The 26891-nt window shown below is 69.2% G+C and carries 27 protein-coding genes and 1 pseudogene; 11 read left to right on the plus strand and 17 right to left on the minus strand.

The genetic code is table 11. The features are described 5' to 3' along the window. Positions 1–211: 211 nt before the first annotated feature. Positions 212–1705 (plus strand): LCP family protein, encoded by a 1494-nt coding sequence (locus ACWCP8_RS27465; RefSeq protein WP_451118737.1) that lies wholly within the window; start codon positions 212–214, stop codon positions 1703–1705. A 39-nt stretch (positions 1706–1744) separates the two neighbouring features. Here the strand turns inward: ACWCP8_RS27465 and ACWCP8_RS27470 are convergent, their stop codons facing one another. Together ACWCP8_RS27470 and ACWCP8_RS27475 are read right to left on the minus strand one after the other, a co-directional pair. After that, a complete protein-coding gene (locus ACWCP8_RS27470; RefSeq protein ID WP_451118739.1) occupies positions 1745–1999 on the minus strand; it encodes a GNAT family N-acetyltransferase in 255 nt (84 codons plus the stop codon). 12 nt (positions 2000–2011) lie between these two features. Further along, entirely contained in the window at positions 2012–2374 is a 363-nt protein-coding gene (locus ACWCP8_RS27475; protein ID WP_352263720.1) for an ArsR/SmtB family transcription factor, read from the minus strand. A gap of 336 nt (positions 2375–2710) precedes the next feature. On the opposite strand from ACWCP8_RS27475, the gene ACWCP8_RS27480 reads away from it, so the two are divergent. From ACWCP8_RS27480 to ACWCP8_RS27510, 7 genes and pseudogenes are all read left to right on the plus strand, one after another. Then, positions 2711–3349 carry a GTP-binding protein gene (locus ACWCP8_RS27480; RefSeq protein WP_352263722.1) on the plus strand — a complete coding sequence of 213 codons (639 nt, stop codon included), beginning with the start codon at positions 2711–2713 and terminating at the stop codon, positions 3347–3349. Between the two features lie 125 nt (positions 3350–3474). After that, positions 3475–3888 carry a roadblock/LC7 domain-containing protein gene (locus ACWCP8_RS27485; protein ID WP_382836810.1) on the plus strand — a complete coding sequence of 138 codons (414 nt, stop codon included), beginning with the start codon at positions 3475–3477 and terminating at the stop codon, positions 3886–3888. A gap of 137 nt (positions 3889–4025) precedes the next feature. After that, positions 4026–5015 (plus strand): DUF6397 family protein, encoded by a 990-nt coding sequence (locus ACWCP8_RS27490; RefSeq protein ID WP_451118742.1) that lies wholly within the window; start codon positions 4026–4028, stop codon positions 5013–5015. 67 nt (positions 5016–5082) lie between these two features. After that, positions 5083–5145 (plus strand): annotated as a pseudogene (locus ACWCP8_RS27495) (sugar O-acetyltransferase); the annotation flags it as partial. A gap of 85 nt (positions 5146–5230) precedes the next feature. Then, a complete protein-coding gene (locus ACWCP8_RS27500; RefSeq protein WP_451118796.1) occupies positions 5231–5419 on the plus strand; it encodes a hypothetical protein in 189 nt (62 codons plus the stop codon). Between the two features lie 46 nt (positions 5420–5465). Further along, positions 5466–5954: an N-acetyltransferase family protein gene (locus ACWCP8_RS27505; protein WP_451118744.1), complete on the plus strand. Its 489-nt coding sequence runs from the start codon at positions 5466–5468 to the stop codon at positions 5952–5954. Positions 5955–6228: 274 nt separating this feature from the next. Beyond that, positions 6229–6855 (plus strand): LAETG motif-containing sortase-dependent surface protein, encoded by a 627-nt coding sequence (locus ACWCP8_RS27510; protein WP_356004018.1) that lies wholly within the window; start codon positions 6229–6231, stop codon positions 6853–6855. Between the two features lie 98 nt (positions 6856–6953). Here the strand turns inward: ACWCP8_RS27510 and ACWCP8_RS27515 are convergent, their stop codons facing one another. Next, positions 6954–9158, minus strand: coding sequence for a SpoIIE family protein phosphatase (locus tag ACWCP8_RS27515; protein WP_352263731.1), 2205 nt, complete (start codon positions 9156–9158; stop codon positions 6954–6956). A gap of 262 nt (positions 9159–9420) precedes the next feature. Here ACWCP8_RS27515 and ACWCP8_RS27520 point away from each other — a divergent pair, with 262 nt between their 5' ends. Then, the gene (locus tag ACWCP8_RS27520) at positions 9421–10479 is read left to right on the plus strand and encodes an enoyl-CoA hydratase/isomerase family protein (RefSeq protein WP_451118747.1); all 1059 of its coding nucleotides are present in this window, start codon (positions 9421–9423) and stop codon (positions 10477–10479) included. Positions 10480–10491: 12 nt separating this feature from the next. Here the strand turns inward: ACWCP8_RS27520 and ACWCP8_RS27525 are convergent, their stop codons facing one another. The 14 genes from ACWCP8_RS27525 to ACWCP8_RS27590 form a co-directional block, all read right to left on the minus strand. After that, positions 10492–10677, minus strand: coding sequence for a helix-turn-helix domain-containing protein (locus tag ACWCP8_RS27525; protein ID WP_451118749.1), 186 nt, complete (start codon positions 10675–10677; stop codon positions 10492–10494). Positions 10678–11009: 332 nt separating this feature from the next. After that, the gene (locus tag ACWCP8_RS27530; RefSeq protein WP_451118751.1) at positions 11010–11315 is read right to left on the minus strand and encodes a hypothetical protein; all 306 of its coding nucleotides are present in this window, start codon (positions 11313–11315) and stop codon (positions 11010–11012) included. 221 nt (positions 11316–11536) lie between these two features. After that, complete coding sequence (locus ACWCP8_RS27535) at positions 11537–13987, minus strand: SpoIIE family protein phosphatase (RefSeq protein ID WP_451118790.1); 2451 nt, start codon at positions 13985–13987, stop codon at positions 11537–11539. A 782-nt stretch (positions 13988–14769) separates the two neighbouring features. Continuing rightward, a complete protein-coding gene (locus tag ACWCP8_RS27540; RefSeq protein WP_451118753.1) occupies positions 14770–14934 on the minus strand; it encodes a hypothetical protein in 165 nt (54 codons plus the stop codon). 72 nt (positions 14935–15006) lie between these two features. Next, complete coding sequence (locus tag ACWCP8_RS27545; RefSeq protein ID WP_451118755.1) at positions 15007–15495, minus strand: pentapeptide repeat-containing protein; 489 nt, start codon at positions 15493–15495, stop codon at positions 15007–15009. Between the two features lie 482 nt (positions 15496–15977). Then, complete coding sequence (locus ACWCP8_RS27550; RefSeq protein WP_356004034.1) at positions 15978–16205, minus strand: hypothetical protein; 228 nt, start codon at positions 16203–16205, stop codon at positions 15978–15980. A 64-nt stretch (positions 16206–16269) separates the two neighbouring features. Beyond that, the gene (locus tag ACWCP8_RS27555) at positions 16270–16779 is read right to left on the minus strand and encodes a TIGR03618 family F420-dependent PPOX class oxidoreductase (protein WP_451118757.1); all 510 of its coding nucleotides are present in this window, start codon (positions 16777–16779) and stop codon (positions 16270–16272) included. Between the two features lie 48 nt (positions 16780–16827). After that, complete coding sequence (locus ACWCP8_RS27560) at positions 16828–18315, minus strand: MFS transporter (protein WP_451118759.1); 1488 nt, start codon at positions 18313–18315, stop codon at positions 16828–16830. Between the two features lie 89 nt (positions 18316–18404). Beyond that, positions 18405–18890: a MarR family winged helix-turn-helix transcriptional regulator gene (locus tag ACWCP8_RS27565; RefSeq protein ID WP_356004043.1), complete on the minus strand. Its 486-nt coding sequence runs from the start codon at positions 18888–18890 to the stop codon at positions 18405–18407. 88 nt (positions 18891–18978) lie between these two features. Continuing rightward, positions 18979–19308, minus strand: a complete 330-nt coding sequence (locus ACWCP8_RS27570) for a deoxyxylulose-5-phosphate synthase (protein WP_267009215.1) — start codon at positions 19306–19308, stop codon at positions 18979–18981. Between the two features lie 204 nt (positions 19309–19512). Then, complete coding sequence (locus tag ACWCP8_RS27575; protein ID WP_451118761.1) at positions 19513–20907, minus strand: RICIN domain-containing protein; 1395 nt, start codon at positions 20905–20907, stop codon at positions 19513–19515. Beyond that, positions 20904–22172: an RICIN domain-containing protein gene (locus ACWCP8_RS27580; RefSeq protein WP_451118792.1), complete on the minus strand. Its 1269-nt coding sequence runs from the start codon at positions 22170–22172 to the stop codon at positions 20904–20906. Before ACWCP8_RS27580 ends, ACWCP8_RS27575 begins: the two co-directional genes overlap by 4 nt. Positions 22173–22367: 195 nt before the next feature. Next, complete coding sequence (locus tag ACWCP8_RS27585) at positions 22368–22835, minus strand: hypothetical protein (RefSeq protein WP_352270446.1); 468 nt, start codon at positions 22833–22835, stop codon at positions 22368–22370. Positions 22836–22919: 84 nt separating this feature from the next. Further along, a complete protein-coding gene (locus tag ACWCP8_RS27590) occupies positions 22920–24305 on the minus strand; it encodes an FAD-binding oxidoreductase (protein ID WP_451118763.1) in 1386 nt (461 codons plus the stop codon). A 233-nt stretch (positions 24306–24538) separates the two neighbouring features. Between ACWCP8_RS27590 and ACWCP8_RS27595 the strand changes: the two genes are divergently transcribed. Next, positions 24539–25363, plus strand: a complete 825-nt coding sequence (locus ACWCP8_RS27595) for a pentapeptide repeat-containing protein (protein WP_356004077.1) — start codon at positions 24539–24541, stop codon at positions 25361–25363. 110 nt (positions 25364–25473) lie between these two features. Then, complete coding sequence (locus ACWCP8_RS27600; protein WP_451118765.1) at positions 25474–26847, plus strand: radical SAM protein; 1374 nt, start codon at positions 25474–25476, stop codon at positions 26845–26847. The last annotated feature ends 44 nt before the right edge of the window (positions 26848–26891 follow it).

The raw sequence follows: 26891 nt of genomic DNA on the forward strand, positions 1-26891 counted from the left end.
GCCAGGGTTCAAGGCCGTTGCGCAGCACCTCTGTTCCGCCCTTCCTTCCGATGTTTCGGAGTCGGCGGATCCGGACGGCTGTGGGTGGGACCGTTGATCCACTTGCACGGCAACACTTGCTGGATTGCGCAACTGTGCAACTTCGGGGCGGCGGTGTACGTCTTCCTCCGTGGAAGGTGGAAGGTGGAAGGCCGGACGGGCGAGGTGACCAATGACGGGAAGTCACAAGGTGGCGGCGGGCCTACAACGGGGCAGTCGGGCGCGGCGCACCGTGACCATGGGGCTGTCGTTCCTCGTCCTGCTCGTCGCGGGCGTCGGCTGGGGTTACCTCAAGCTGACCGGCCAGATCGACACCTTCAGCGCGGACGGGATCTCCGGCGACCGGCCGCCCTCCTCGTCGGACGGGCAGAATGTCCTCGTCATCGGATCGGATTCACGCTCCGGCGCCAACAGGAAGCTGGGCGGCGGCAAGGGCACCGTGGGCCGCTCCGACACCGCATTCCTGCTCCATGTGTACGGCGGTCGCCGGAACGCGGTCGCCGTGTCCATTCCCCGTGACTCCCTCGTCGACGTCCCGGCGTGCAAGACGCCGGGCGGCGACTGGACCGCACCGCAGCACCACGTCATGTTCAACGGGGCGTTCTCGGCGGGGGACACCGCTGAGGGAAACCCGGCCTGCACCCAGAACACCGTGGAGCAGCTCACGGGCCTGCGCGTCGACCACACCATCGTGGTGGACTTCTCCGGCTTCGCCGCCCTGACGTCGGCCGTCGGCGGAGTCCCGGTCTGTCTGCCGCAGGACATCTACGAGCGCGACCTCAGTCCGAACCGGCCCACGCGAGGCGCCCTGGTCTTCGCCAAGGGCCCGCAGACCGTCTCCGGGCAGCGCGCGCTCGACTACGTCCGGATGCGGCACGGCATCGGCGACGGCTCCGACATCGGACGGATCAAACGCCAGCAGGCATTCATCGGCTCCCTCATCAAGAAGGTCAAGTCCCGGGGCATGAACCCCACCACCCTGTTGCCGCTCGCCAACGCGGCCACCGACGCGATGACCGTCGACCCCGGCCTCGGATCGGCCGACCGGCTGCTGTCGTTCGCCATGTCGATGAAGAACATCGATCTGCGCAACACCAAGTTCGTGACCGTCCCTTGGCGTTACGAGGGCGCGCGGGTCGCGATCGTCGAGCCGGACGCCGATGCGCTGTGGGCGGCGCTCAAGGCCGACCGGGCGATCGACGGCCAGGATGCCGGTGGCAAGGGCAAGGATGGCCGTGGCGGCCCGGGTTCGGCTGATGCGTCGCCGTCTCCCGCCGCCCCGGCCGCGGTCTCCGGCACAGGTATCAGCCTGGCCGTCTACAACGGCACCACCGTCAATGGACTCGCCGCCCGCGCTGCCGAACTGCTGCGCGCCCGCGGCTTCACCGTCACCGTCACGGCGACCGCGAGCACCCAGGACCACACGTCGACCGTCATCGAATACGGGCCGGGCTTACGGAGTGAGGCGGAGACCACCGCGCGACTCTTCACCGGGGCGCGGACCACGGCCTCGGACACCCCGGGCATCCGAGTGGTCCTCGGCAGCTCGTACGCACAGAATCCGTCGCCCGCCGCGTCCACGACACCCGGCACGGCTGCGTCCGCCCCCGGTGACGGAGTCCGGTCGGCCGACGAAGACCTGTGCGCCGACCTCTCCTACGGCTGACCGGCCCGGTTCCACCGACCCTTGCGGAACTGCGGGCGGTCACGCCCCCGTACGGAGCTGCAGCGCAGGGTGCCGAGGCGCCGCGAAGCCGAACGACTCGTACAGAGCGGCACCGTCCCCGGTGGCATTGAGATTGACGACCGTGACCGGAGTCTCCTCACCGAACCAGGTGAGCAACGCGTCGAGGCACGCCCGGGCGTACCCGCGGCGTCGACGGCGCGGATCGGTGCTGACATTGGAGATGTGCCGTGCAGTCCGCTGGGATTGGCCGGGCTGGGCGCGTGCACATCGCACGCTGCGCTGCTTTCAGTCACTGAGGTCACGCAGGCGTACGCGCCGCGCGGGTGCATGCCCGGCCCGTGCGGCGAGCTGGCCGACCATCAGCCGTACGACCGTCACCACATCGGGATCATCCACCAGATACACCTGACGGCGGCCCTCGCGCCGCGATCGCACGAGACCGGCCAATCTCAGTTTCGTCAGATGCTGGCTGACCGACGGCAGCGTGCCGCCCACCAGCTCCGCAAGACCGGTCACATCACTCTCACCCTGTGACAGCGCCCAGACGATGTGCAGCCGCGCCGGCGTCGCCAGCAGTCCGAACGCCGCGGCCGCCTCCGCCAGCACCTCCGCGGGCGGATCGCCGAAGCTGCCGGCACGTGTCGACACTCTTGCTCTCCTGTCCCGCCGGACTGTCTCCCCACGCCCCGAAGCGACCAGTGTAGGCGCCGGACGTGAAGACCCCGGGCCCGACCGCACAACCGCGCCGGGTTCGGGTCCGGCTGGAACCAGGCTTCAATTCGGCTCAAACAGTGATCTCATACGAACACCGACTGGTCTCTGTCCGGCCACTCCGGTCAAAATCCGATCACGTTGCTCGGGGCGGGGTCACTGCTTGCCATGCTGTCACGCGTACCACAGCCCACAGATATCGAACCGAGCCCGTCAAGATGGCTCCGATCTGCGCTTTTCCATTTTGAGGCTCACGGGTGAGAGAAGTGATCGATGCCTTCCGAGGACGCTGACAGAACGGGCGGGGAGACGGTCGAGGGAGCGGCTGAACAAGCCGCGGAGACCGACGCTCTCGCGCTGAAGATCTTGGTCGCCGGGGGCTTCGGGGTCGGCAAGACGACTCTCGTCGGTGCGGTCAGTGAGATCCGGCCGCTGCGTACGGAGGAACTCCTCAGCGAGGCCGGACAGTCGGTCGACGACACCGACGGGGTGGATCAGAAGACCACCACGACCGTGGCCATGGATTTCGGACGCATCACCATCCGGTCCGGCCTCTCGCTGTACCTCTTCGGCACACCGGGGCAGGACCGGTTCTGGTTCCTTTGGGACGAGCTCTCCCAAGGGGCCCTCGGCGCGGTTGTGCTCGCCGACACCCGGCGGCTCGAAGACTGTTTCCCGGCCGTCGACTACTTCGAGCATCGCAGGATCCCGTTCGTCGTGGCCGTCAACTGTTTCGCGGGAGCTCGCGCCTACGGCGAGCGCGAAGTGTCCCGCGCCCTCGATCTCGACCTGGGGACACCGGTCGTGCTGTGCGACGCGCGCGACCGCGACTCGGGCAAGGAAGTCCTCATCCGCATGGTCGAGTACGCCGGCCGGATGCACACGGCGCGGCTCCTCGACTCGGTGGGCTGACCTTCCTGCGCGACGTTGCGGATGCAGGGGGGCGCTTGCCCGTACGTGAGCTGTACGCAAGGCTTACGCGCAACGTGGGAACGGGGACACGTACGGGGAACGCATGAGCGGGGAGGAGCGGGGAAATGGCGCTGGACAGGGGACTTGACTGGCTCCTTGACGATCTCACCGGCCGCGTCGAGCACATACGGCACGCCTTGGTGCTCTCGAACGACGGCCTGGTGACGGGAGCGAGCACGGGGCTGGCACGGGAGGACGCGGAGCATCTCGCCGCGGTCTCGTCGGGGCTGCACAGCCTCGCCCGTGGCTCGGGACGGCACTTCCGGGGAGGAAAGGCCAGGCAGACGATGGTGGAGTTCGACGAGGCGCTCCTCTTCGTGACTGCCGCCGGAGACAGCAGCTGTCTGTGCGTGCTGACCGCGGCCGAGGCCGACGTCGGCCAGGTCGCGTACGAGATGACACTGCTCGTGAACAAGGTCGGAGAACATCTCGGCGTCACCGCACGCCAGGGCGGCCATGGAGGAGTCAACCGGATCTGACTCTACGGAGCCCATCCGACCTGCACTTTTCGCCCGACCGTGAGAGTTGTCCACAGGCCGGGCGAAAGTCTTCCCCTCGAGATACCGTGATCACAGAGAGTTATGGAACTCGCGGAACCTCACGGGGGAGGACGGTCATGGCTGTTACGGAAGCAGCGCGTACAGAAGTCCTGGGCGGCGGGACGGCCGCTGCCGCCGACACCACTGGCGGGACGGTGGCAGGGGGACGAGCGGCGCAGGAACTGGGTCTGAAGCGCGGTGAATTCGAACTTGCGGTGCATCTGGGCATCGTGCGCACCACGGCGGAGCAGGCCGGCGGCAGGCCCAGGGTAGGGCGTGAGGAGATCCACCGGCTCCGGTCGGAGGACGGCTTCCCGGACGCGCTGCGCGAACGGGTTCGTACGGTGGGCACGGCGGAGGGGGCGCGTCTACTCGGCATCAGTCCGGTCCGCTTCACCAGACTGGCCCGGGCGGGATGCATCACGCCGGTCACGTTCTGTCTCAATCGGTATCGAGCGGTTGTGTGGCTCTATCTCGCCCAGGAAGTCCTCGGGTTCGCGGCCCGGGCTCCTCAACTGCTGGCCGGGAAAAGTCCGGTCTGGATGAGGGCCCGGCTGGACGCAGGCACCGACTGGCGGGCGCGCAACTGGCGCGCACAACGGATCGAGCGGCTGCTGAGCCGGACGGAGGATCCCTGGCGGCGCGCGGCGGTGCTCGCCGGCGCGCTGGATCCGGTGCAGCTCGCGGACGTGGTCGACGATCCCTGCGAGCGCGCCCACCTCGCCAAGGTCCGGCCCGAGCCGGTCTTCGGGCCGCCGGGATCCGTCGTCGCCCGGGAGACCGTGGCACAGCTGATGCAGGCGGACGATCCGGACGAGATCCTCTGGCGGAGGATCAATCTGATCATGGAGCTGGACGGCGCACGGGCGTCGCGACAGGCTCCGCGTCCGGGAGACGACCATCGCCCCGTTTCCGTTACCGACTCCGATCCCGTCCCCGTCTCCGCTCCCGGTACTGAGCCCCTGCTCGATTCCGCACCCGGGCTGCTTGCCCGACTCGGTCTGCGAAGGCGCGTTACGGGGCGGAGGACGGTTGGGAACGGGCTGCCGGTGAAGACCGTTGAATGAACCGGACACGACGGACACGATGGATACGCAAGGAGAGAGGTGAGTCGTGGGGGAGAACAAGAGGCGGATGCTGGCCGGCGACTGGTACATCGCGGACGATCTCGAACTGCGCGCGGATACCGAGCGGCGCATCGAACTCTGCGAGGCCTACAACACTGCGGCGCGGGCAACGCCCGGCGAACGGCGGAAGATCCCTGGCGGAGCTGCTCGGCTCGGTGGGCGCGGATGTCAACTTTCGCGCGCCGTTCTACTGCGACTACGGGTCTCGCATCACCATCGGCCCGCGTACGTTCATCAACTTCGGAGCGGTCTTCCTCGATGCGGCGCCCATCACGATCGGTGCCGATGTACAAATCGGCCCCAACGTGCAGCTTCTCACCGTTCCTAGCCAGTGCGCGGCGTGACGAATAACGGTTCGCGAACGGCGCCCCGCACCGGCATTGTGTCCTCATGCTGATCAGGGAAGCCACCACCGAGGACTGGCCCGCCATCTGGCCGTTCTTCCACGAAATCGTTGCCGCCGGGGAGACGTTCACCTACCCGCTACAGCTGGGCGAGGACGACGCCCGCGACTGGTGGCTGCTGAAGGAGCCGAACCGTACGGTCGTCGCGGTCGACGACGACGGGACCGTCCTGGGTACGGCGAAGATGAACAACAACCACATGGGCAACGGCAGGCATATCGCCAGCGCCAGCTACATGGTCGCCCCCGAGCACTCCGGTCAGGGAGTGGGCCGGGCGCTGTGCGTGTACACGGTGGAGTGGGCTCGCGCGGCAGGGTTCCGGGCGATGCAGTTCAACGCCGTCGTGGAGACCAACCACTATGCGGTGCGGCTCTACCGCTCTCTCGGGTTCGAGATCCTGGGGACCCTGCCCGGAGGGTTCAACCACCCGAAGCACGGGTTCGTCGGACTGCACATCATGCATCGCGCGCTCTGACTCATGAGGCCCGCTCGTCGGGCCGCCGGCGGGGCTGCTCCTCGGACTGCGCTCGGGCCGGCGGAACGGGCGGTCCGGCGCCATACGCTCACTTCACGCCACCGCTCGACGGGCCGCGGCGTCAGGGGGGGTGTCCGGCATATACCAACCCGCGGCGATGTGGAGGCAGTTGTAACCTCGTGTGGCGCATGGGTCGGTTGCGCGGACGGTTACGGGGGGCAGTACTGTGCGCTCCACCGCCATTCGGGCGATGAAATATGTGGAGGAAGAATCCATGACCATACCCAGGAGATCGTGGCGCGCCGCGGGGACATACGCGGCCGTTGCGGTTGCCGGCCTGACCGGCGCGGTCCTCTGCGCCGGACCGGCCGCAGCTCACACCCCCACCTGGGCCGTGACCTGTACTGATGTGAGCCTTGACCTGACCGCCTACAACGGTGGCGTCACCAACCAGGTGACCGTCACCGTCGACGGAAAGGACCTCCTGCCCACCGAGACGTTCGGCAAGGAGTTCCACAAGAAGCTCGACCTGCCCCAGCACGACAAGGAACTGACGGTCCACCTGGTCGTCAAGGCCGGCGACGGGGATCAGTTCTCGAAGGACGAGACCAAGCAGGCGCCGGTGTGTGAGGACAACACCTCGAAGCCCACGCCGACGAAGTCCGAGTCGAAGCCGGCCGAGAAGCCGACCACCGAGGCGCCCACCCCGAGCGCCACGCCGAGCGAGAGCTCCCCGGAGACCGCGCCCGCCGCGGCCTCGCCGAGCCCCAGCTCGCCAGACCTGGCCGAGACCGGTTCGTCGTCGGCCACCCCCGTCATCGGTGGTGCGGCTGTCGCCGTGCTGCTGGCCGGTGGCGGCATCATGTGGTCCGTGCGCAAGCGTCGCACCGCACAGCACTGACGTAGCTCAGTGGTCCCAAGGTCCGTAGCGTGGGACCGCGCCACGGACCATGGGGGCGAGGGGCGTGCCGCATCACGCCGCGCGTGGCGGCGCGCCCCTCAACTCGGGCCTTCAGAAGGGTCCGCGGACTCCGCAGGGTCGGGCGGCTTCACGGGCGCCCCAGGTTCCGCAGACCGGGTCGGCTTCCGGACCCGGGCAGCGGAGGCGGATGATGCCGATGGTCCGATCTCGCACCAGACGGCCTTTCCTTCGCCGCGCGACTCGACACCCCAGCGGATGGCGATGGCATCGAGGAGCAACAGGCCGCGCCCCGATGTCGCCGTTTCGCCGGGAGTTCGCCGCCTCGGCCAGGCACTGGAACGGTCCTGCACCGACAGCCGCACCCGCCGGACAGGTTTCGGAAGGACCTCCAGCGTGAGCACCGCTCCGCCGTCCGTGTGCAGCAGCACATTCACCAGCAGCTCACCGGTGATCAGTTCGCAATCGTCGGCGCATTCGCCCAGGTTCCAGTCCTCCAGGGCCTGGCGCACCATCGCCCGGGCTTCGGAGAGCCCCTCCGGGTCCGCCTGGTGGATGTACTGGTGCAACCGCGGCGCTCGCGGCGACCCTGGATCCGGACTGCGCCGCAGCACCAGTAGCGCGACATCGTCCCCCGCGCCCCAGCGCTCCCAGAGCCGGTCCGACAGATGGTCGGCCAGCGCCTGCGCGCGCGTGGGACCGGCGCGCACCTCGTGGACCAGCGCACGGACACCCGCGTCGATATCGGCTCCCGGCTCTTCCACGAGGCCATCGGTGTACAGGACGAGCGTTTCGCCGGGCACCAGGTCGAGACGGGTCTCCGGGAACTCCTCGTCCTCGAAGGCGGTGGAGATCCCCAGCGGCAGCCCGCCCCGTACCTGTGGAAGGCCGATCCTGCCGTCCGTATGCCGGATCAGCGGACCGAAATGTCCGGCGCGGACCATGCGCACGGTCCCCGTGGCGAGATCGACCTGCGCGTACGTACACGTGGCGAAGCGATCCGTGTCCAGTTCGGCGAGGAACCGCGAGGCCCGAGCCAGTACGGTGGCCGGCGGGTGCCCCTCGGCGGCGTACGCGCGCAGGGCGATCCGCAGCTGACCCATGATGGCGGCCGCATGGGTGTCATGGCCCTCCACATCGCCCACCACGATGCCGAACCGGTTCTTGGGCAGGGGGATCACGTCGTACCAGTCACCGCCGACCTGTCGCCCGCTCCACGCAGCGTGGTAGCGCACGGCGATTTCGCCACCCTTGATCTCCTGGATCTGCCGGGGAAGCATCGCCGACTGCAGCCCCGTGGCGAATTCGCGCTCCTCGTCGAAGAGGGTCGCGCGTTGCAGCGACTGGGCCACGATGGCCGCGAGCCCCAGACACAGATTGCGCTCGTCGGCGTTGAAGGCCGTGCGCTCGTGGTAGAAGAGCGCAAGCCCGCCCAACGTACGCGCCTGTGCGACCAGTGGTAGATACGCTGCTGCGCGGAATTTCAACTGGTCCATGTACTGCTCCAGCGCCGGGTAGCGCCGGGTGAGTGCGCCGACCGAGGTCGCGAACCGTGGCCGGCCACTGAGGATGGTGTCGGCCAGGGGGAATCGAGGGTCGAGATTCCTGGCCGCGACCTCGGTTATCGCCTCCGGAGCGTCGCCGCTCAGCGCGATGACGGTGAGCACGTTGTTCTCGACCAGCGCGAGGGCGAGCCCGTCGGCGCCGAGCCTGGCGAGCCCGCCCGGGCCGGTGAGCGCGGCGGTCACATCGTCCACGGTCACCGCGCGAGCCATTGCGCTTGTTGTGCGTTCAACGATGCTGGTCTGGCGCTGGCGGCGCTTCTCCAGGTCAAGCACGAAGGCCGAATGGGTGATCTCAGCCGTCGCGTCCCGTACGACTCCGATGACCCGGTGCGCCCGTCCGTCGTCGCTGCGCAGGACCCGCGCCTGGATATGGGTCCACTGGTGCGTGCCGTCGTCGAGCGGGACCTGAAAGTGGATGCTGTACGAGCTGCGGCTGCCGTTGATGGCCTCGTCGGCCGCGAGTTCCAGCCGGGTCCGCTCCACCGGTTCGAGCCGCTCGAGCAGGGCCCCCGGGCGGGGGGTGAAGGTGTCCGGGTCCACCCCGAAGACCAGCAGACCGGCCACGTCGATGTCCAGCGTCCGCGCGTCCAGGTCCCACTCGAAGCTGCCCGTGCGATTCAGCGCAAGCCGCTCCGCCGTCCCGGTCTCGCCGTTGTGGCGCCGGTCGAGCTGCACGCGGGGGGAATCGTCGGAGTCTGGCTTCCGGTCATTGTCGGTCATTCCTGCTCCGGAGATCGTCCGGCGGGACTGGCGGGCAGTGCGGCCTGTGTGCGGTGCTCGTATACGCCTCAATTGTCGAACCGGTTCCAGATGACTGCCACAGCGGACGACACCCCCCGGCGCCTCGGACGCCCCTTACTGCCCCCTGTCCCGGCCCTCGGCACCCCCTGCTGCCCCGCCCCACCACCCACCACGCACAATGAACAGCGGAAGATCGTCCGTGACCGGCGGACGGTACGGCAGGGCTGACCGGAGCGCACTCATGAACAACGAAGACCCCGTCCTGCTGCACACCGAGGGCCGCATCCGGCACATCACGCTCAACCGGCCCCGGTCGATCAACGCGCTGACCCACACCATGGTGCTCTGCATCGACGAAGCCCTCGCCGCGGCGGAACGAGACGACTCGGTCACCGCGGTGCTGCTCAGTGGGGCAGGGGAGCGCGGTCTGTGCGCCGGCGGCGATATCCGCGCGATCTACGAGGACGCCCGAGCGGGCGGCAGCACATCGGTGGACTTCTGGCGCGACGAGTACCGGCTCAACGCCCGTATCGCCCGTTTCCCCAAGCCGTACGTCGCACTCATGGACGGCATCGTGATGGGTGGCGGCGTCGGGGTATCGGCCCACGGCAGCGTCCGTATCGTCACGGAACGCTCACGCGTCGCCATGCCGGAGACCGGCATCGGTTTTGTGCCGGACGTCGGTGGAACCCACCTCCTCGCCTCCGCACCCGGTGAGCTCGGCACCCACCTGGCGCTCACCGGGGACGCGGTCGGCGCGGGCGATGCGCTGCTGTGCGGCCTTGCCGACCACTTCGTCCCGTCCGATCACCTGGTGGACCTCACCCGGGATCTCGCCGGGAGCACAACTCCTGCCGAGGTCGTGGCGACTGTGCGGCGGTACGCCACGGCCCCGCCCGTCGGTGAACTGGCCGCGCACCGCGACTGGATCGACGCCTGCTACGCGGCGGTCTCGGTCGAGGAGATCGTCGACCGGCTCCAGAACAGCGGCGTACCCGCCGCGAAAGAGACCGCCGAAACGATTCTCGCCAAGTCGCCCACCGCACTCAAGGTGACCCTCGCCTCGGTACGCGGCGCACGGCGCCTCGGCAGCCTGGAGGCGGTGCTCGACCAGGAGTTCCGCGTCTCCTGCGCCGCCTTCACCGGGCCCGATCTGGTGGAGGGCGTGCGCGCCCAGATCATCGACAAGGACCGCAACCCGCAGTGGAGCCCGGCCCGGCTCGCCCAGGTCAGCTCGGCGGACGTGGCGGGCTTCTTCGAGCCGCTGGGAGCCCGCGAACTCGGCCTCGCCCTGCAATGAGATCTCCGTGAGTCAGGCTCCACAGGTGCCAGCGTGGTGACCACCACCGCTTCCACCGACGCTGATGGTGGGCGGCCGGCCCGGCCGGGGCTCGTCGACCAGCCCGTCCAGCCGCTCGGCGAGGAAGCGTCGCCGCCGCTTGCGGACCGTGTCCGCAGCCACCCGCAGATCCCGGGCGACCGCGGTGATCGCCGGCACCTCCGGTCCCCCACACGCCGGCACAATCCGCGCCCGCAGGGCCGGCGCCTGGGCCGATGCAGCCCGACGCGTCCACCGCTCCAACACCGCCCGCTCGTCATCAGACAGCAGCAACGGTTCCAGCTTCGGGCCCCGACGAGGAACTGACGCACCAGCAGCAGAAGTCACGCAACTACTAACGATCAACTACTGGCGCAGGACACCAGCGCCACGGCCGTGACACCACGGCTGACAGCACGGACCTACCGCCGCGTCGGCGGGCACTGCGGGGCTCTGTCGCCCGATCCGGAAAGGGCGCCAAGCCCACCGCACACCGCTGCGGTGCGGTGCCGTCACCGGTGCGGTCGGCGGTGGGAGCGGGCCAGCGGTGACGGTTCCCGGAGCAGGCGGACGCCGCTGGCGCGGGCTATGGCACGCAGGTGGGGGCCGGTGTTGCCGATGTACCAGAGCGGCCGGTCCTTGTGCGGCCATGCGTAGGCCGGGACGCCGTCGTCCAGTAGGGAGGTCAGCTGCGGCTGGTCCAGCGACGTGGCCGAGAATTCGTAGAGTGCGGTCAGCCGTGGGGCGATCAGGCCGTAGTCGAGCATGCGGGCGAAGGCGTGCTCGTCGAGGATGGTTTCCTCGACGGTCTCGATCACTGGGTATTCGGGCGGCGCGCCACCAGGGACTTCCCGGCGGGTCGGAGGATTCCGGCGCGAGGACACCACGGGCGAGGGACCAGTGCATGAAACTCAGCTCGGCATGGCCGTACCGGCGGCGGGGGCCCGTGGCAAGCCGGTAGAACTCCCGCGCCGGCTCGTATCGCCCGGCCGCGTCGTCTCGCACGCGCGCGATCCGTTGCTCCGCACGTGAGGCTGCGTCAGCCACGGCTGCCCAATCGGCTCAGGGGGCCGCTGTCCTTAAGGTCGCTGAGATCTCCGAAGGCTTCGAGTATGTCCTGCTCGATTCCGGCGGGTCGGAGGGATTGTTCAGACCAGATGGTCTTGCCGTCACCGGCGTATCGGGCGCCCCAGCGCTGGGCAAATCGGGCGATCAGAAAGAGGCCACGGCCGCCCTCGTCGGTTGTCCGGGCGTGGCGCAGGTGGGGGGAGGTGCTGCTGCCGTCGGAGACCTCGCAGATGAGCGTACGGTCACGGATGAGCCGTAGCCGGATGGGGCCCGAGGCATAGCGGATGGCGTTGGTGACGAGTTCGCTGACCACCAGCTCGGTGGTGAAGGCGAGCTCCTCGAGGCCCCACGCCGCGAGTTGCCGGGCCGCCCTGGCACGGGCCGGTGCGACGGCGGCCGGATCCTTGGTGATGTCCCAGGAGGCGACGTGATCCTCGCCCAGGGCGTGGGTGCGGGCCAGCAGCAGTGCCGCGTCGTCTCCCGGCCGGTTGGTCGAAAGGCTTGCGACGGCGGCGTCGCAGAGGTCCTCCAGCGGGGTCTGCGGGACGGCCAGGACGTCGAACAACTGCCGGAGTCCCTGGTCGGCGTCGAGGGAGTGGCTCTGGATCAGGCCGTCGGTGTAGAGAGCCAGGATGCTGCCCTCGGGGACGTCCATCCGAATGGATTCGAAGGGCAGACCACCGAGGCCGAGGGGCGGGCCGCTGGGGAGGTCCACAAGCCGGGCAGCGCCTTGGGGAGAGACGAGCGCCGGTGCCGGGTGGCCTGCGCGGGCAAGGGTGTAGTGGCGGCCGACCGGGTCGTAGACGGCGTACAGGCAGGTCGCCCCGGTCACGCCGGATTCGTCGTTGGTTTCCTCGGCGATCCGGCTGACTATGTCGTCCAGGTGAGCCAGCACCTCGTCGGGGGTGAGGTCGATGTCGGCGAGGGTCTGTACGGCGGCGCGGAGCCGTCCCATGGTGGCGGCGGCGTGGATGCCGTGTCCGACCACGTCCCCGACGACCAGGGCGACGCGGGCTCCGGAGAGCGGGATGACGTCGAACCAGTCACCGCCCACGCCGGCTGCCGTGTCGGCGGGCAGGTAGCGGTAGGCGGCATCGACTGCGTTCTGTTCGGGCAGGTCCTGGGGGAGCAGGCTGCGCTGGAGGGTTAGTGCGGCGGCGTGCTCATGGGTGTAGCGGCGGGCGTTGTCGATGCAGACCGCGGCATGTCCGACCAGCTCCTCTGCGAGGACCAGGTCGTCGGGCTGGAACGGCACTCTGGGCTGCCAGCGGCCGACGGTGGCCGCTCCCAGGGTGGTGCCGCGTGCGCGGATGGGGACGATCATCAGTGAGTGGATGCCGAGGTCGCGCAGGTACGCGCCACGGGCCGGGTCGTCGGCGGTCCAGTGGGGATCGGTGGGGTCCAACTCGGGGATCAGTGTGGAGGAGCCGCTGATAAGCGCGCGTGCCGTGGCCGACAGCGGAGGGTAGTCGCAGGGTTCACCCGGCGGGATGGGCGGCGGGGCACCCTCGCGGGCGGAGCGGTGTCCGACGCAGCGGAGGGAGGCCGCAGTGGTGGCGTCGGCCGGGCCGGATGGGGGCTCTTCACCGCGCAGCACCGAGTCGAGGAGATCGACGGTGACGTGGTCGGCGAGCCCGGGGACGGCCGCGTCGGCCAGTTCCTGTGCTGTGCGGGGGACGTCCAGCGTGCTGCCCAAGCGCTTGTGGGCCTCGTTCAGCAGTGTCAGCTTCTGCCGGGCGCGGTAGTGGTCGGTGGTGGAAAGGACGATGTAGCACGCGCCCAGCGGTCGTCCATCCTCGTTCTCCACGCGGAAGCACGAGGTGGAATAGGCGATCTGACCCGGCTCCGACAGAACGTGGCCGAAGTACTCACGGCCCGTCGAAGGGCGGCCGGTCTCCAGCACCTGGCGTATCTCCGCTTCGGTGTGCTCCACATCCAGGTCGGGCAGGATGTCTTCCAGGCGCCGCCCCAGGAAGCGCTCGCGGGGGATGCCGCACTGGCGCTCCATGGCATCGTTCACCCAGGTGAGCCGCAGCTCGGTGTCGACCATGGCCACGCCCACCGGAGCGGTGACGGTGATCCCTTCCAGCAGGGAGCTGCCGGCGCTCCACCACCAGGTCCGAGTCGTGTCGGTGGCGAGAACCAGTCGCATCGAACAATCGCCGGAGTCCTGGATGGGCAGGATCCCGATCTCCAGCTCGAGACGGCGGCCGTCCCGGTGACGCACGGTCTGCCGGCCTTTCCAGCCCTGCTGCGCCCCGAGCCGCGCCGCGAGGTCAGGGGCGCCCGCCTGATACGTCGCCCTTTCCGTCGGGGAGAAGACCTCCGACAGGGGCCTGCCCAGCACCTCCGGGCTCGAGTGGCCGAGAAGTTTCGCAGCGCCCTCGCTCCACCCCCGCACCACCCCTGCGCCGTCGACCACAACCACGGCGGTCGATGGACCCCCAAGGAGGTCTGCTGCTGTGGAACGAGTTCTCCTGCGAGCACCCATGCCGACCATCCAGTGCAGCGCGTTCCCGGTGCGCAGACGCTTGCGTGGATGCGCTCGCCGGGCTGGTCTCAGCTTACCTACGACGGGTGCTTTCAGTCTTCGAGCCGACCCAGGACGTCGAAGGGCTCGGCGGAAATGGCCCGCCCCGCTCGGTGGCGCCGAACAGCCGGACGGGCAGGGCAACCATTCCGAACTGGATCATGTTGGACCAGACGGTCCTCATGAATCCAGCGTCGACCGCTGCCGGTGGGAACGCATCCCGCCGCATTCGCTCCCCCAGCTCCGCCTCTCCGCGCTCACCCACGATGCGGAGGGCGGCACTTCCACCCCCAATGCTGCTGGCCCGCTCCCGCCTCGCTGCCCGGCTAACTACTCCGCCCTCCACCTGCACAGCTCCGCGAGGTGCTGCTGCCCTGCCGCGTCCAGCAGCACCTCCGAATCCGCACGCTGCCCCTCCGTCGTGCCGCGGCCGGGCGGGCCTGAGGCGACTACGCCGAAGCCTTGGTCAGAGGCCCAGGGTGAGCGATTCCCGTTTCGGGGCGGGCGGGCGGGCCGGTGGGGTGGATCGTCTTTCCTGCAGGGCCGAACGCCGCTACGGGGTGACCGGGGGTGCTACGTCTCCGGCCCGGCCATGACGAGACCCGCGCTGACGGGGTGCTCGTCGTTGACAAGAATGAGCCGGTTCCCCGCCCAGCGGTCAAGCCGGGTGAGGTTCAAGCGGGGTCATACGCTGCGGTGGGCAGTTGGGGTATGCGCTTGCGGCCGGTGTCGTCGAGCCGGCAGGGGATGTCGAAGGCCGTGTTCCAGCCGTCCAGGTTCGCAGTAAATCGCGCTTCCGCTTCCGCCGAACCGATTCCCAGGTACCGGGCGATCTCCACCCAGGAACTGCCCCGCTCCTGGCCCCCGCCCCCGGGGCCGGTGTCAGGGGCGTTCTCGGTGGCGACCAGGCCCTAGATGATCGGTTCCAAGGCTTGGTCGACGCCCGCTGCATGTGTTCGCGCTTCCGGCGCGAGTTGATCAGCGATGATGGGCCAGCCGATGACCTCTTCCAGTTGGAGATCGCGGAGAACAGCTTTGTCGAGCTTGGCGTCGGTGGCATTCGTCAGCCCGTGGGGTGGGGCACCGGTGAGGACCAGGCCGAAACGGGCGCCGGTCAGATCCGCGGCGCGCAGGTCGGCGCCGGTCAGATCGCAGCCCGCCAGAGTGACGCCCCGCATGGAGGCGCCGCTCAGATTCGCTCCGCGAAGATCGCATAGTTTGAAGTGGCAGCCATCGAGAGTGGCTTGGCGGAGATCCGTCTCGCGAAATGTGCACCGGGTGAACCACAACGACCGCAAGCGCACCGAAGCGAGATCCGCGCCGTCAAAGGACTCCCGCTGGAGAGTCGCGTACTGACGGCGGGATGCGAGGTTCTCCTTCAGCGTTTCCAGTCGGCTCATGCTGGACATCGTGCCAGCTCTTGAATGGGGCTGTCGTTGCTGGACAGCTGGCACGGGCTGCTCTGACCGGTGCCGCAGGGGCCTGTATGTGCGGGAAGGGCCCGTGGAAGTGGCGAAGGAGGCCAACCTCGGTGTGTGAAGAAAGAGCTGGACTCCCTCGCGACCGCACTCCATGTGAAGACCGACGACTTGCTGGAGGATTGGCCGCAGTTGGCTGGCCAAGGCCGACGAGCGCAGGACGCTGCTGGACCTGCTCGCTGCCGAACCGGAACTGCCGACCTCCGTCGGTGCGGTGGTGATGACCGACCGACCAGAGAAACGTCTCGTCACCCACGACGAGACGCCGTGGCTTCCTGCTGCTGCGGACCATCGTCAGACCCCCGTCCATCGCGCGTACCGTACGGGCGTTGACATCGACAGACGAACCGATTTCCGCGGCACTGTCCCCGCCGGCCTGTCAGCCGGCCCGCCCGCCGTGGTGATCAGTGACCGCTGCCGGACATGCTCGGCTGAAGGGACCGTACGAGATCGAAGAATCTCGCCTCGTTGCCGCAGAGCCCCGCACGCCGCAACGCACTATCGGCCTCGGCCATCGGGGAGGCGAGCAGCGACAGGTACAGCGGCGCCCGGTCCTGGTCCGCGAGAGCTGCCCGAGTCGCCTCCAGTAACCGGACGTACGCCTGGGCCGCAGCGAGCTCGTCGTTGTGCATCTCAGCATCTCCTGGTCAGAGGTGTCGGACCATCAAGCATCCCTCATGGGTCTGACAACGCGGTTCAGGACTGCGCTGCGGGGATGTCCAGGGCCGTTCCGTACAGACGGGAGGCCCGAATGCGGATCACCACGCGCCGGTCTGCCACGACCTGTTCCAGGAATGCGGCCTCTTCCGCCGCGTCCTCGAACCCCGGTGTCATGGCGAGCAGTTCACGGCCGGTCGCGTCACCGGGAACGGTGGTCTCCTCCGAGACCTCTGCATGCCCCTCGGCGACGGCGAACGAGAAGACGTCCGGCCCGTGTACATGCAGGGCGGCCTGCGGTGCATTTCGCAGCCGGCGCACCTTCAGGCGGTCGGCCGTGGCGGAGATGCGTACCACGCGCTCCTCGGGATGCCAGTCGTACAGCACCGTGGACATATGCGGGTGGCCGCTGCGCCTGACGAAGGAGAGCACTCCGAACTGCTGATCGCGCAGAAGTCGTGACAGCTCGTCATCGGTGAGTAGGCGGGGTGCGGGCCCGGCGCCCGGCTGCTGCTCGTCCTTCGCCGTTTCTTCCGTGTTCGCGTTCATGAGGCGACCTTTCGCCGGTAGTGGTCGTGGAGGAGTGAGAGGGGGAGGTCAGACAGTCGCGGCGTTTCTCTCCGGGGCCGCGACGGGCTTCGGCCGGTGCGGGCGCAGTACCAGGAACGCGACGACGAAGGCGGCGACGAGGAAGCCGGCGCCGATCACGAACGCCAGGTGGTAGCCGCCCGTCAGCGCCGCTGTCCGGCTCTGTCCGTTCGCGAGCAGCTCGTCGGTCCGGGAGGCCGCCAGCGTGGACAGCAGTGCGATGCCCACGGCCATGCCGATCTGCTGGGTGGTGTTGAACAGCCCGGACGCGAGCCCGGCGTCATCGGCCTTCGCGTCGGACATGCCGAGCGCGGTCAACGCCGGGAGCGCGAGGCCGAAGCCGGCCGCCAGCAGCATCACCGGAAGCAGATCGGTGAGGTAGTGGGCATGGACGGGTACGCGCGCCAGCAGCCCCAGAACCCCGACCAGCAGCACGAGTCCGGCCAGCAGTACGCGTCGCTCGCCGAAGCGCGCATTGAGACGGGCCGAGACGCCCAGGGACACCACGCCGATGACGGCCGCTGCCGGAAGCATGGCGAGTCCGGTCCGCGCGGAGCCGTAACCGAGGACCTTCTGCAGATAGAGGGCGACCAGAATCTGGAACGAGAACAGCGCGGCGATCATGAGGAGTTGGACCAGGTTGGCACCAGCGACCGTGCGCGACCGCAGGATCCGCAGAGGCAGGAGCGGGGTTCCGGCGCCGGCCTGGCGGGCGATGAACGTGCCGAGCAGGACGGCGGCCGCCGCGCCCAGACCGAGCGTGTGAGCCGAGGTCCAGCCGTACTCCTCGACCTTGACGACGGTGTAGATCGCCAGCATCAACCCGGCGGTGACCAGGAGCGCCCCGATGACGTCGGCTCCGGCGCGGAGGCCGAGACCGCGGTCGGCGGGAAGCACGGGCACGGCGACGGCGAGGGCCGCGAGCCCGATCGGCAGGTTGATGAAGAAGATCCAGTGCCAGCTGAGGGCGTCGGTGAGGACCCCGCCGAGGACTTGACCGATCGACGCACCGGCCGCACCGGTGAAGCTGAACACGGCAATTGCGCGGGCGCGTTCGCGGGGCTCGGTGAAGAGTGTCACGAGGATGCCCAGGCCGACGGCGGACGCCATCGCGCCGCCGACGCCCTGCAGGAACCGGACGGCGATGAGCAGCGCGGGTGTGGTGGCGAGGCCCGCCAGCAGTGATGCGACGGTGAACACCGCAGTGCCGGCCAGGAACATGCGCTTGCGGCCGAGCAGGTCGCCGAGCCGTCCTGCGAGCAGCAGCAGGCTGCCGAACGCGATCAGGTAGGCGTTGACGACCCAGCTCAGTCCGGCCGGGGTGAACCCCAGGTCGTCCTGGATGGCCGGCATGGCCACGGTGACGATGGAGCCGTCGAGGATGATCATGAGCATCCCCGTCGCAATCACCCCGAGGGCCAACCGGCGGGAGCGGGTTGTGGTGGCAGGTGTCGTGGACGAAGCGGCGGGTGCGGGGCGAGCAGAAGGAGCGGACATGCGGTCTCTCCTGTCGGATGAGGTGACAGGAGAGAAGTTAGCAGATGGTTTCGTTGCAGACTATTTGTTTCGGGTCGATCTGCCGGCCGCTACCCGCGCTGGCGAGCGCGACGCACCGTCTGCGGACTCTCGGCGGGAGTGGCCAGATGGCCGTCCACCAGGCGCTTCATCGCTCGCAGCAGCACCTCGCGCTCGTCCTGGGGGAGGGAGCCGAGCGCCCGCTCGTGCACCCCGTCGACAATCTTCTGGCTCTCCTCGGCGACCTGCGCACCCTTCTCGGTCACCGCGATGATCCGCGCGCGGCGGTCCTTGCTGGACGGGCGGCGCTCGGCGAGGCCGGCTTTCTCCAGGGCGTCGACCGTCACGACCATCGTGGTCTTGTCCATGTCGCCGATCTCGGCGAGCTGGATCTGGGTCCGCTCCTCCTCCAGGGCGTGGACCAGGACGCAGTGCATGCGTGCCGTGAGCCCGATCTCGGCGAGCGCTGCCGCCATCTGGGTCCGCAGAACATGGCTGGTGTGATCCAGCAGGAAGGAGAGGTCCGGTTCGGTCCGGGCGGGTGCCATGGCAGTCATGCCGCCCAGGGTAATCGCGATTCGGTCCGTGGTGGATTATCCGGCAACTGGCCTATCCGGTGACCGGCCCGCCGCTGGTACGGGCACGCTATGGCAGGCTGCGACGCACCAGGGCTCGGGCGAACGGTTCCCCGGTGGTGCGCGCGTACGCCATCCGCTCGCGCACCTCGCTCATGGTGCGCGGACGGTAGCCGGGACCGCCGCAGCAGCTCTTGTGGAAGCGGATGCCCGCATGCAACAGGACCGAGAGCGTGCGCCAGGCATCCGTGTCCCGGCGCCGCGGTGTGGCGAAGGCCGAGCCGACGTGGATCAACGGCTGTGTGCAGCGCGGGCAGATTCGGTCGTGATCTCCCGTGCAGCGCTGCTTGTACGAGGCCCGGCAGGGCAGACAGACGTACGAGGTCTTCGCGTGCGACATGCGGGGAGCGTAGGCCCTGACCGGCCCGGCGGCGACGGGAATTCGGCGGGGCGGCCAGGGCGCCCGCCAGTTGCGGCCACGTTGTAGGGAGCCGCGGAACCGGCCGCCGGCCCGGTGGTTCACACCGGTGCCCGGCGGACGGTCCGCGTCGCCTCCGAAACGCAGGGGGCGGCCAGCCGGCAGCCCCCTGCGCTCCCCGTCACGTCATCCCGTGTACTGGGCGAACACCCGCGTGTAGTCCCACGCCTGCTGGCTCACGCCGGAACAGGTGTCTGCTCCGCCGCCTGTGCAGGGCCGGTCGCGGTTCACCGACCAGAAGGTGAGCCGCGCCAGGTGGTGCTGCTGGGCGTAGGCGAGGATGGTGCGGAAGTCGTCGACCGTCACCGTCTCGTTGTCGTCGGTGATGCCGTTCATCGACGAGATGCCGATCGACCGGTAGGTCTGGTCGTCGCTGTATCCGTACGCACTCTTGACCGCGTTCTTCAGGCCCTCGGCGGCACGTGTGGTGAGCGTGCCCATGTTCTGTCCGGCGCCGCCGAAGTCGAAGGGCATGATCGTCCAGCTGTCGACGGTCAGCCCCGCGGAGGCGGCCCTGTTGATCAGACTGGTGTCGGGGCCGCTCTGGCCGGTACCGAAGGTGACGTACACCTTGATGCCGGGGTTGTTGGCCTTGATGGTCTTCAGTGCGTCGACCGTGCGTTGCTGGACCGTGGCGTTGCTGTAGGCGTCCGCCTCGATGTCGATGTCGATCGCCTTGAGACCGTACGCGTTGATGACCTTCTGATACGCGGCGGCGAGCTCACCCGCGCTGGAGCAGGAGCTCTCCAGCTTGTTGCCGCTCCAGCCGCCGAAGGACGGGATGACGTCCCCGCCGGCGCCGCGCACGGTGTTGATGGTCTGCTGGTCGACGCCGCCCGTCAGGGGCCGTCCGCCGTCCCACTGAGGGTTGCAGTAGCCGTTGCTGAGCACGAACGCCAGGGTGAACCACTTCACGCCGGTTGCGTTCATGACGGTCGTCGGGCTGGGCGGGCTGCCCCAGCCGTTGTACAGATAGGGCGCCACGGCCATCGTTCCACCGGGTGCGGGGGTGCCGCCGTCCGAAGGTGCGGTCCACTTCTGGTTGGCGGTTCCGGCGCAGGTCCAGATCTGGAGCCGGGTGCCGTTGGCGGAGGAGTTGCCGGTGGCGTCCATGCACTTGTCGGCCTGGGTGTTCACGATGTCGTGGGCCGCGGAGACGGACCACTTCTGGTTGGCGCCGCCGCTGCAGTCCCACAGTTGCAGCTGTGTGCCGTTGGCGGTGCCGTTGTCCTTGGCGTCGAGGCACTTGCCGAGCGCGCGGATCGTACCGTCGGTGCCGACGGTCCACTGCTGGGCGGCGGTTCCGTTGCAGTCGTAGAGCTGGACCGCTGTTCCGTTGATGGCGGAGGCGCCTGCCACATCGACGCACTTGCCACCCAGCCCGGTGATCGCGCCGGTGGCGGTGGCCGCGGCGCTGGCCGTGGCCGGCAGGGTGACGAGTGAGGCTCCGGCGGCCAGGAGGAGCGCTGCCGGGAGGGCGAGCGGGCCGGGGCGGCGGCGCGAGCCGGGGGAGGGGCTCATGCGGCGTTCACCGTCCACTTCTGGTTGGCGGTTCCGGCGCAGGTCCAGATCTGGAGCCGGGTGCCGTTGGCGGAGGAGTTGCCGGTGGCATCCATGCACTTGTCGGCCTGGACATTGACGATGTCCCGGGCGCCGGACACCCCCCATCGCTGATTGGCTCCGCCGGTGCAGTCCCAGAGCTGAAGCTGGGCGCCGTCGGCCGTGCTGTTGTCCTTGACGTCGAGGCACTTGCCGAGCGCGCGAATCGTACCGTCGGTGCCGACGGTCCACTTCTGGGCGGCGGTTCCGTTGCAGTCGTAGAGCTGGACTGCTGTTCCGTTGGCGGCGGAGGCGCCTGCCACGTCGACGCACTTGCCGCCCAGCCCCGTGATGGTGCCGCCCGTACCGCCGGATCCGCTGTCACTGGTGGTGACGTGCACGTAGTCGACGACGAGCTGTTGCGGGAAGGCGGTGCTGCCGTCGGGGTCGCCGGGCCAGTAGCCGCCGACCGCGAGGTTCATGATGACGAAGAACGGCTTGTTGAACACCCAGCTCTTGCCACCGAGGTCGGCCGGCGTACGGCGCTGGTAGACATTGCCGTCCACGGACCACGTGATGGAGTCGGGGGCCCAGTCCACTGCGAAGGTGTGGAACGCGTCGGCGAACGCCTGGCCGCCGGGGAGGGAGTAGCCGGCCCCGATCCCGCCGGAGCCGGAGTACCCGGGACCGTGGATGGTGCCGTGGACCGTGCCTGGCTCGAAGCCGACGTTCTCCATGATGTCGATCTCGCCGCTGTTGGGCCAGCCGACGCTGCCGAGGTCGTTGCCGAGCATCCAGAACGCGGGCCACATGCCCTGACCGCGCGGGATCTTCATCCTGGTCTCGACGTGTCCGTATGTCGAGGTGAACTTGCCGGCCGTGTTCAGCCGGGCCGAGGTGTACTCGCACCGGCCGTACCAGCACTGGTAGTTGCCGGGATTGTCCTTGCGGGCGGTGATGACGAGATTGCCCTGGCCGTCGAGGGCGGCGTTGCTGTTGCCCGCCGTGTAGTACTGCCGCTCGTGGTTGTTGACGTTGTCGCCCGTCTCCATCTGCCACTTGCTGCCGTCGACCGCCGATCCGGCCGCACCGTTGAAGTCGTCGGAGAACGTTGTCGCGGCGGCAGCGGCGGCGACGCGCGGTTCGGGCACCGGGGCGGCGCCCGCGGGAGCGGCGGTCACCGCGCCGGAACAGCACAGCAGGGCAACGAGATACAGCGCCGTCCGGCGCCGTCTGGGGGTTCGCACAGTCATCACATCACTTCATGGTGGGGGCATGCTCATGACAGATCGCACGCTGAACCGGCGCCCGGGTGACGTTCGGCCCCGACGCTTAATTCATTTCTTGATTTAAGTGTTGGCACGAGAGGGCGTCAAGGAGCTGGTACGGACCTTCTGTTGACGGACCGCACCAACGACGCGTTCAGGACTTGAACGCCACCGTCATGGCTCGACTTCCAGGAACCTGCGGCGCCGCGGCCCCCGGTACAGCAGCGCCGTCCACCCCAGCCGTCCCAGCGCGGCCGCACACCGGGTCAGCTCGGCCTCTTCCTCGTGCGCGGCGCCGCTGCCCGGCGGACCGAGCCACTCCACCCGTACGCTGCCGGGCGCCTCGCCCTCCTGCACGCGATACCCGGACGCGACCCGCTGCCCGGACGAGTCGACGGCCGAGGGAGGGCGGCCGTCCGCCTCCAGCGCCAGGGCCACCGCCCGTACCGCCCGACGGAGCTCCCACTCCGCCGGCACGCCCTCCGGGTCCTGCCGGCCGGTGTTGGTCAGCCGCCGGATCTGCAGCAGCCCCTCGAACGCCGTCCGTACCGACGCGGCACGCTTCTCCGCAGGGTCCGGGGGCAACGGGCCGTCCCCGGTGGCCGGTTCGAACCCGGTGTCATGGTTGTTGCCGCCGCTCATCCGCGTCCCCTTCACCCGCACGCACTCCTGCCAGTGTGCGTCGCCCCACTGACAGCGGGCCGCGCCCAATCGGCCCGTCGGCGGCTACACCGCTGAGGCGGGCCCCGAGCCGAGCACCTTCCCGGGATTCAGGATGCCGTGCGGGTCCAGGGCCGCCTTCACCGCGTGATGCATCCCGAGCACCGCGGGCCCCAGCTCCTTGTCCATACCGCGCATCTTCAGCAACCCCACCCCGTGTTCGCCCGTGACCGTCCCGCCGAGGGCGATCGCATCGTCGAGGATGTCCTCGAAGGCCAACTGGGCGCGCGCACGCGCAGCCTCGTCACCCGGCGGCGTGATGATCAGCGGGTGCACATTGCCGTCACCGGCATGCGCGATATTGGCCACCAGAATGTCGTGCCGGGCCGCGATCCTCTCGATCCGGGCCAACATTTCCGGCACCGCGGTCCGTGGCACGCAGACGTCCTCGGTGAGCACCGGACCGAGCCGCTCCAGCGCCGGATAGGCCAGCCGTCGCGCCTGGAACAGCGCGTCCGCCTCCTGCTGATCCGTGGAGACCACGGCCCATGTGGCGCCCGCCCGCTCGAAGCAGTCCCGGACCAGCTCGGCCTCGGCGTCGCCCTCGGCGCCCGGGGTGTCGACCCGGCCGAGCAGCACCACATCCGCGTCGGCGGACAGCCCCATATTCTTCCAGGCGTCGACGGCGGCGAGGCAGTGCCGGTCGACCAGTTCGAGCGCCGACGGAATCACGCCCGACGCGGTCACAGCGGTCACCGCCTCACCTGCGGCGACCACCGAAGCGAAGTACCCGGCCACGGTCCGCTCCTGCGGCCGCGCCGGACGCAGCCGCACCGTGATCTCCGTGATCACACCGAGCGTGCCCTCGGAGCCGACCATCAGCCCCGCCAGGTCGTACCCCGCGACGCCCTTCGCGGTACGGCGCCCCAGCGACACCACCTCGCCGAGTCCGTTGACCACTTCGAGGCCGAGCACATAGTCACGCGTCACGCCGTACTTGACGCAGCACATCCCCCCGGCGTTCGTCGCGACATTCCCGCCGATCGTCGACCAGGGCGAGCTTGCCGGATCCGGTGGATACCAGAGCCCGTGCTCCGCGCAGGCCGCCCGCAGGTCGTCATTGACCACACCGGGCTGGACGACTGCCAGCCGCTCCGCGGCGTCGATGTGCACGATCCGGTTCATGTCCTCGAAGGACAGCACGATCGCCCCGTCGACAGCGTTCGCGCCGCCGGACAGACCGGTGCCCGCACCGCGCGGCACCACCGGGATGCGGTGCGTCAGACAGTGCCGCACCACATCCCGTACCTCTTCGGTGCTCTGCGGACGCACGACCGCGATAGGTGTTCCGTACGGGGCCCACTCGGCCTCGTCGTGCTGATACCGGGCGAGTCCGGCCGGATCGGTGAGCACCCGCCGGGCCGGGATGCTGTCGACTGGTGTGTTCGCCACGTCGGTGGCCACCTCCTACAACGATGCAAGCCTCCATCATCGCGCGCACCGCTTCCGGCCAGCGCCGGAGGGGGCCCGGGCACCCGGGGAACGAGGCTCTCCGCCCGCGTGCGCATCGGCTGCGGGACCTCGGTAGGCTCGACCGTCCAGGCACTCCGTACATCAGAGGATCCAACGCCGTGTCCGACAACGCCCGAGGTTCCGGCACCGACCGCACCACCGACCGCACCGAGCTGCGCGGCGACGGCGCCGACCGTGCCGCACTGCGCGCCGACTGCGCGAACTGCTTCGGGCTGTGCTGCGTCGCGCTGACCCTGACCCGGTCGGCGGACTTCGCGGTCAACAAGGACGCCGGGCAGCCCTGCCACAATCTGCAGGACGACTTCCGCTGCGGTATTCACACCGAACTGCGGACCCAGGGCTTCCCCGGCTGCACGGTGTACGACTGCTTCGGCGCCGGCCAGAAGGTCTCCCAGGAGACGTTCGACGGACAGGACTGGCGGCAGGCCCCGCAGACCGCCCAGCAGATGTTCCAGGTGTTCCCGGTCATGCGGCAGCTCCACGAACTGCTCTGGTACCTCACCGAAGCCCTGACACTGCAGGCGGCCCGCCCCGTCCACAGCGAGATACGGCGTGCCCTCGACACGACCGAACGTCTCACGCACGTCGCCCCCGATGCGTTCGCCGACCTCGATGTCGCCGGACACCGGGACGACGTCGCCGCGCTGCTGCTGCGGACCAGCGAACTCGTACGGGCCACCGCCCCCCGCAAGAAGAAGCGCAACCACCGCGGCGCCGACCTCATCGGCGCCCGGCTCAAGGGCGCCGACCTGCAGGGGGCCGACCTGCGCGGCGCTTATCTCATCGCCGCCGACCTCACCGGCGCCGACCTGCGACTGGCCGACCTCATCGGCGCGGATTTCCGCGATGCCGAACTGTCGGGAGCCGACCTGACCGGAAGTCTGTTTCTCACACAGGCACAGATAAACGCGGCGCGGGGCGACGCTGCCACGAAGCTCCCGCCGTCGCTCAGCCACCCCACACACTGGGACAAGTGACCGACGGCACCTTCCCCCGGACGGCGTCGCGAACGGTTGACATCCGTGGCTCGTTGCACAGTGTGGCGTACCGCAAGAACCTTCGACGCCCGGACCGAGGAGCCCCGCCCATGCCCAGCCGAACCGACACCGGCCGCAGAGACCCCGGCGACCCCAGTCGCACCGACGCGAGCCGTACCCGCCTGATCGAGCAGCTCATGGAACGGTTCCCGCACGTGCCGCGGGAAGCCGTCGTCAAGGAGGACCTGCTGCGCGGCGGCGTGGCGTTCGACGAGTCCGCGCTCAGCGACAACGAGGACGGCGACGTCAAGCCGAAGTCGTACTTCATCTTCTCCTTCGACCACGGCACCCTGCCCGAGCTGGGCGCGGCCGCCCTGCGCCGCCCACCGGAGGAGATCGTGCTCACCGGAGGCCCGTACGAGCTGCGCCGCACGGTCGTGTCGGTACGAGTGAACCCGGCGTCGCCGTACCGTGTCGCGGCCGACGAGGACGGCGTCCTGGGGCTGTACCTGGACGGCAGCCGGATCTCGGACGTTGGCCTGCCGCCGATGCCGGACTACTACCGGCACACGCTCGCCAACGGCAAGTCGGTGATGGAGGTCGCACCCACCATCCAGTGGGGCTACCTCGTCTATCTGACCGTCTTCCGCGTCTGCCAGTACTTCGGCGCGAAGGAGGAGTGCCAGTACTGCGACATCAACCACAACTGGCGCCAGCACAAGGCGGCGGGACGCCCGTACACCGGTGTGAAGCCCGTCGAGGAGGTGCTGGAAGCGCTCGCCATCATCGACCGGTACGACACTGCGAAGACCTCCACCGCCTACACCCTCACCGGTGGCGCCATCACATCCCACATCGGCGGCCGCGACGAAGCCGACTTCTACGGGCAGTACGCCAAGGCCATCGAGGACGCCTTCCCCGGCCGCTGGATCGGCAAGGTCGTCGCGCAGGCCCTGCCCAAGACCGACGTCCAGCGCTTCCACGACTACGGCGTCCAGATCTACCACCCCAACTACGAGGTGTGGGACCGCCGACTGTTCGAACTGTACTGCCCCGGCAAGGAGCGCTACGTCGGCCGCGACGAATGGCACCGCCGCATTCTGGACTCCGCCGAGGTCTTCGGTGCCCGGAACGTCATTCCCAACTTCGTGGCGGGCGTGGAGATGGCCGAGCCGTTCGGCTTCACGACGGTCGACGAGGCCATCGACTCGACCACCGAGGGGCTGCGGTTCTTCATGTCGCACGGCATCACCCCGCGGTTCACCACCTGGTGCCCGGAACCCACCACGCCGCTCGGGAAGACCAACCCGGACGGGGCACCGCTGGAGTACCACATCAGGTTGCTGGACGCTTACCGCTCGACGATGGAGGAGTACGGGCTCAGCTCGCCGCCCGGCTACGGTCCGCCCGGACCCGGGCGCGCCGTGTTCTCCGTCAGTTCGTTCATGGACAGCCTGCCGGCCGCCCCGGACGACGGACGGTAGACCCGAGGGGATCCAGAGACCGGGCGATGCCCGGACGGTGGGCG

Source organism: Streptomyces sp. NPDC002206 (genome assembly GCF_053593595.1).

What these genes read in the sequence shown, in the direction of transcription:
- ACWCP8_RS27465 (WP_451118737.1), top strand. Translation starts at nt 212, where the DNA reads ATGACGGGAAGTCACAAGGTGGCGGCGGGCCTACAACGGGGCAGTCGG.
- ACWCP8_RS27480 (WP_352263722.1), top strand. Translation starts at nt 2,711, where the DNA reads ATGCCTTCCGAGGACGCTGACAGAACGGGCGGGGAGACGGTCGAGGGA.
- ACWCP8_RS27485 (WP_382836810.1), top strand. Translation starts at nt 3,475, where the DNA reads ATGGCGCTGGACAGGGGACTTGACTGGCTCCTTGACGATCTCACCGGC.
- ACWCP8_RS27490 (WP_451118742.1), top strand. Translation starts at nt 4,026, where the DNA reads ATGGCTGTTACGGAAGCAGCGCGTACAGAAGTCCTGGGCGGCGGGACG.
- ACWCP8_RS27505 (WP_451118744.1), top strand. Translation starts at nt 5,466, where the DNA reads ATGCTGATCAGGGAAGCCACCACCGAGGACTGGCCCGCCATCTGGCCG.
- ACWCP8_RS27510 (WP_356004018.1), top strand. Translation starts at nt 6,229, where the DNA reads ATGACCATACCCAGGAGATCGTGGCGCGCCGCGGGGACATACGCGGCC.
- ACWCP8_RS27515 (WP_352263731.1), bottom strand. Translation starts at nt 9,158, where the DNA reads ATGACCGACAATGACCGGAAGCCAGACTCCGACGATTCCCCCCGCGTG.
- ACWCP8_RS27520 (WP_451118747.1), top strand. Translation starts at nt 9,421, where the DNA reads ATGAACAACGAAGACCCCGTCCTGCTGCACACCGAGGGCCGCATCCGG.
- ACWCP8_RS27545 (WP_451118755.1), bottom strand. Translation starts at nt 15,495, where the DNA reads ATGAGCCGACTGGAAACGCTGAAGGAGAACCTCGCATCCCGCCGTCAG.
- ACWCP8_RS27550 (WP_356004034.1), bottom strand. Translation starts at nt 16,205, where the DNA reads ATGCACAACGACGAGCTCGCTGCGGCCCAGGCGTACGTCCGGTTACTG.
- ACWCP8_RS27555 (WP_451118757.1), bottom strand. Translation starts at nt 16,779, where the DNA reads ATGAACGCGAACACGGAAGAAACGGCGAAGGACGAGCAGCAGCCGGGC.
- ACWCP8_RS27560 (WP_451118759.1), bottom strand. Translation starts at nt 18,315, where the DNA reads ATGTCCGCTCCTTCTGCTCGCCCCGCACCCGCCGCTTCGTCCACGACA.
- ACWCP8_RS27565 (WP_356004043.1), bottom strand. Translation starts at nt 18,890, where the DNA reads ATGACTGCCATGGCACCCGCCCGGACCGAACCGGACCTCTCCTTCCTG.
- ACWCP8_RS27570 (WP_267009215.1), bottom strand. Translation starts at nt 19,308, where the DNA reads ATGTCGCACGCGAAGACCTCGTACGTCTGTCTGCCCTGCCGGGCCTCG.
- ACWCP8_RS27575 (WP_451118761.1), bottom strand. Translation starts at nt 20,907, where the DNA reads ATGAGCCCCTCCCCCGGCTCGCGCCGCCGCCCCGGCCCGCTCGCCCTC.
- ACWCP8_RS27585 (WP_352270446.1), bottom strand. Translation starts at nt 22,835, where the DNA reads ATGAGCGGCGGCAACAACCATGACACCGGGTTCGAACCGGCCACCGGG.
- ACWCP8_RS27600 (WP_451118765.1), top strand. Translation starts at nt 25,474, where the DNA reads ATGCCCAGCCGAACCGACACCGGCCGCAGAGACCCCGGCGACCCCAGT.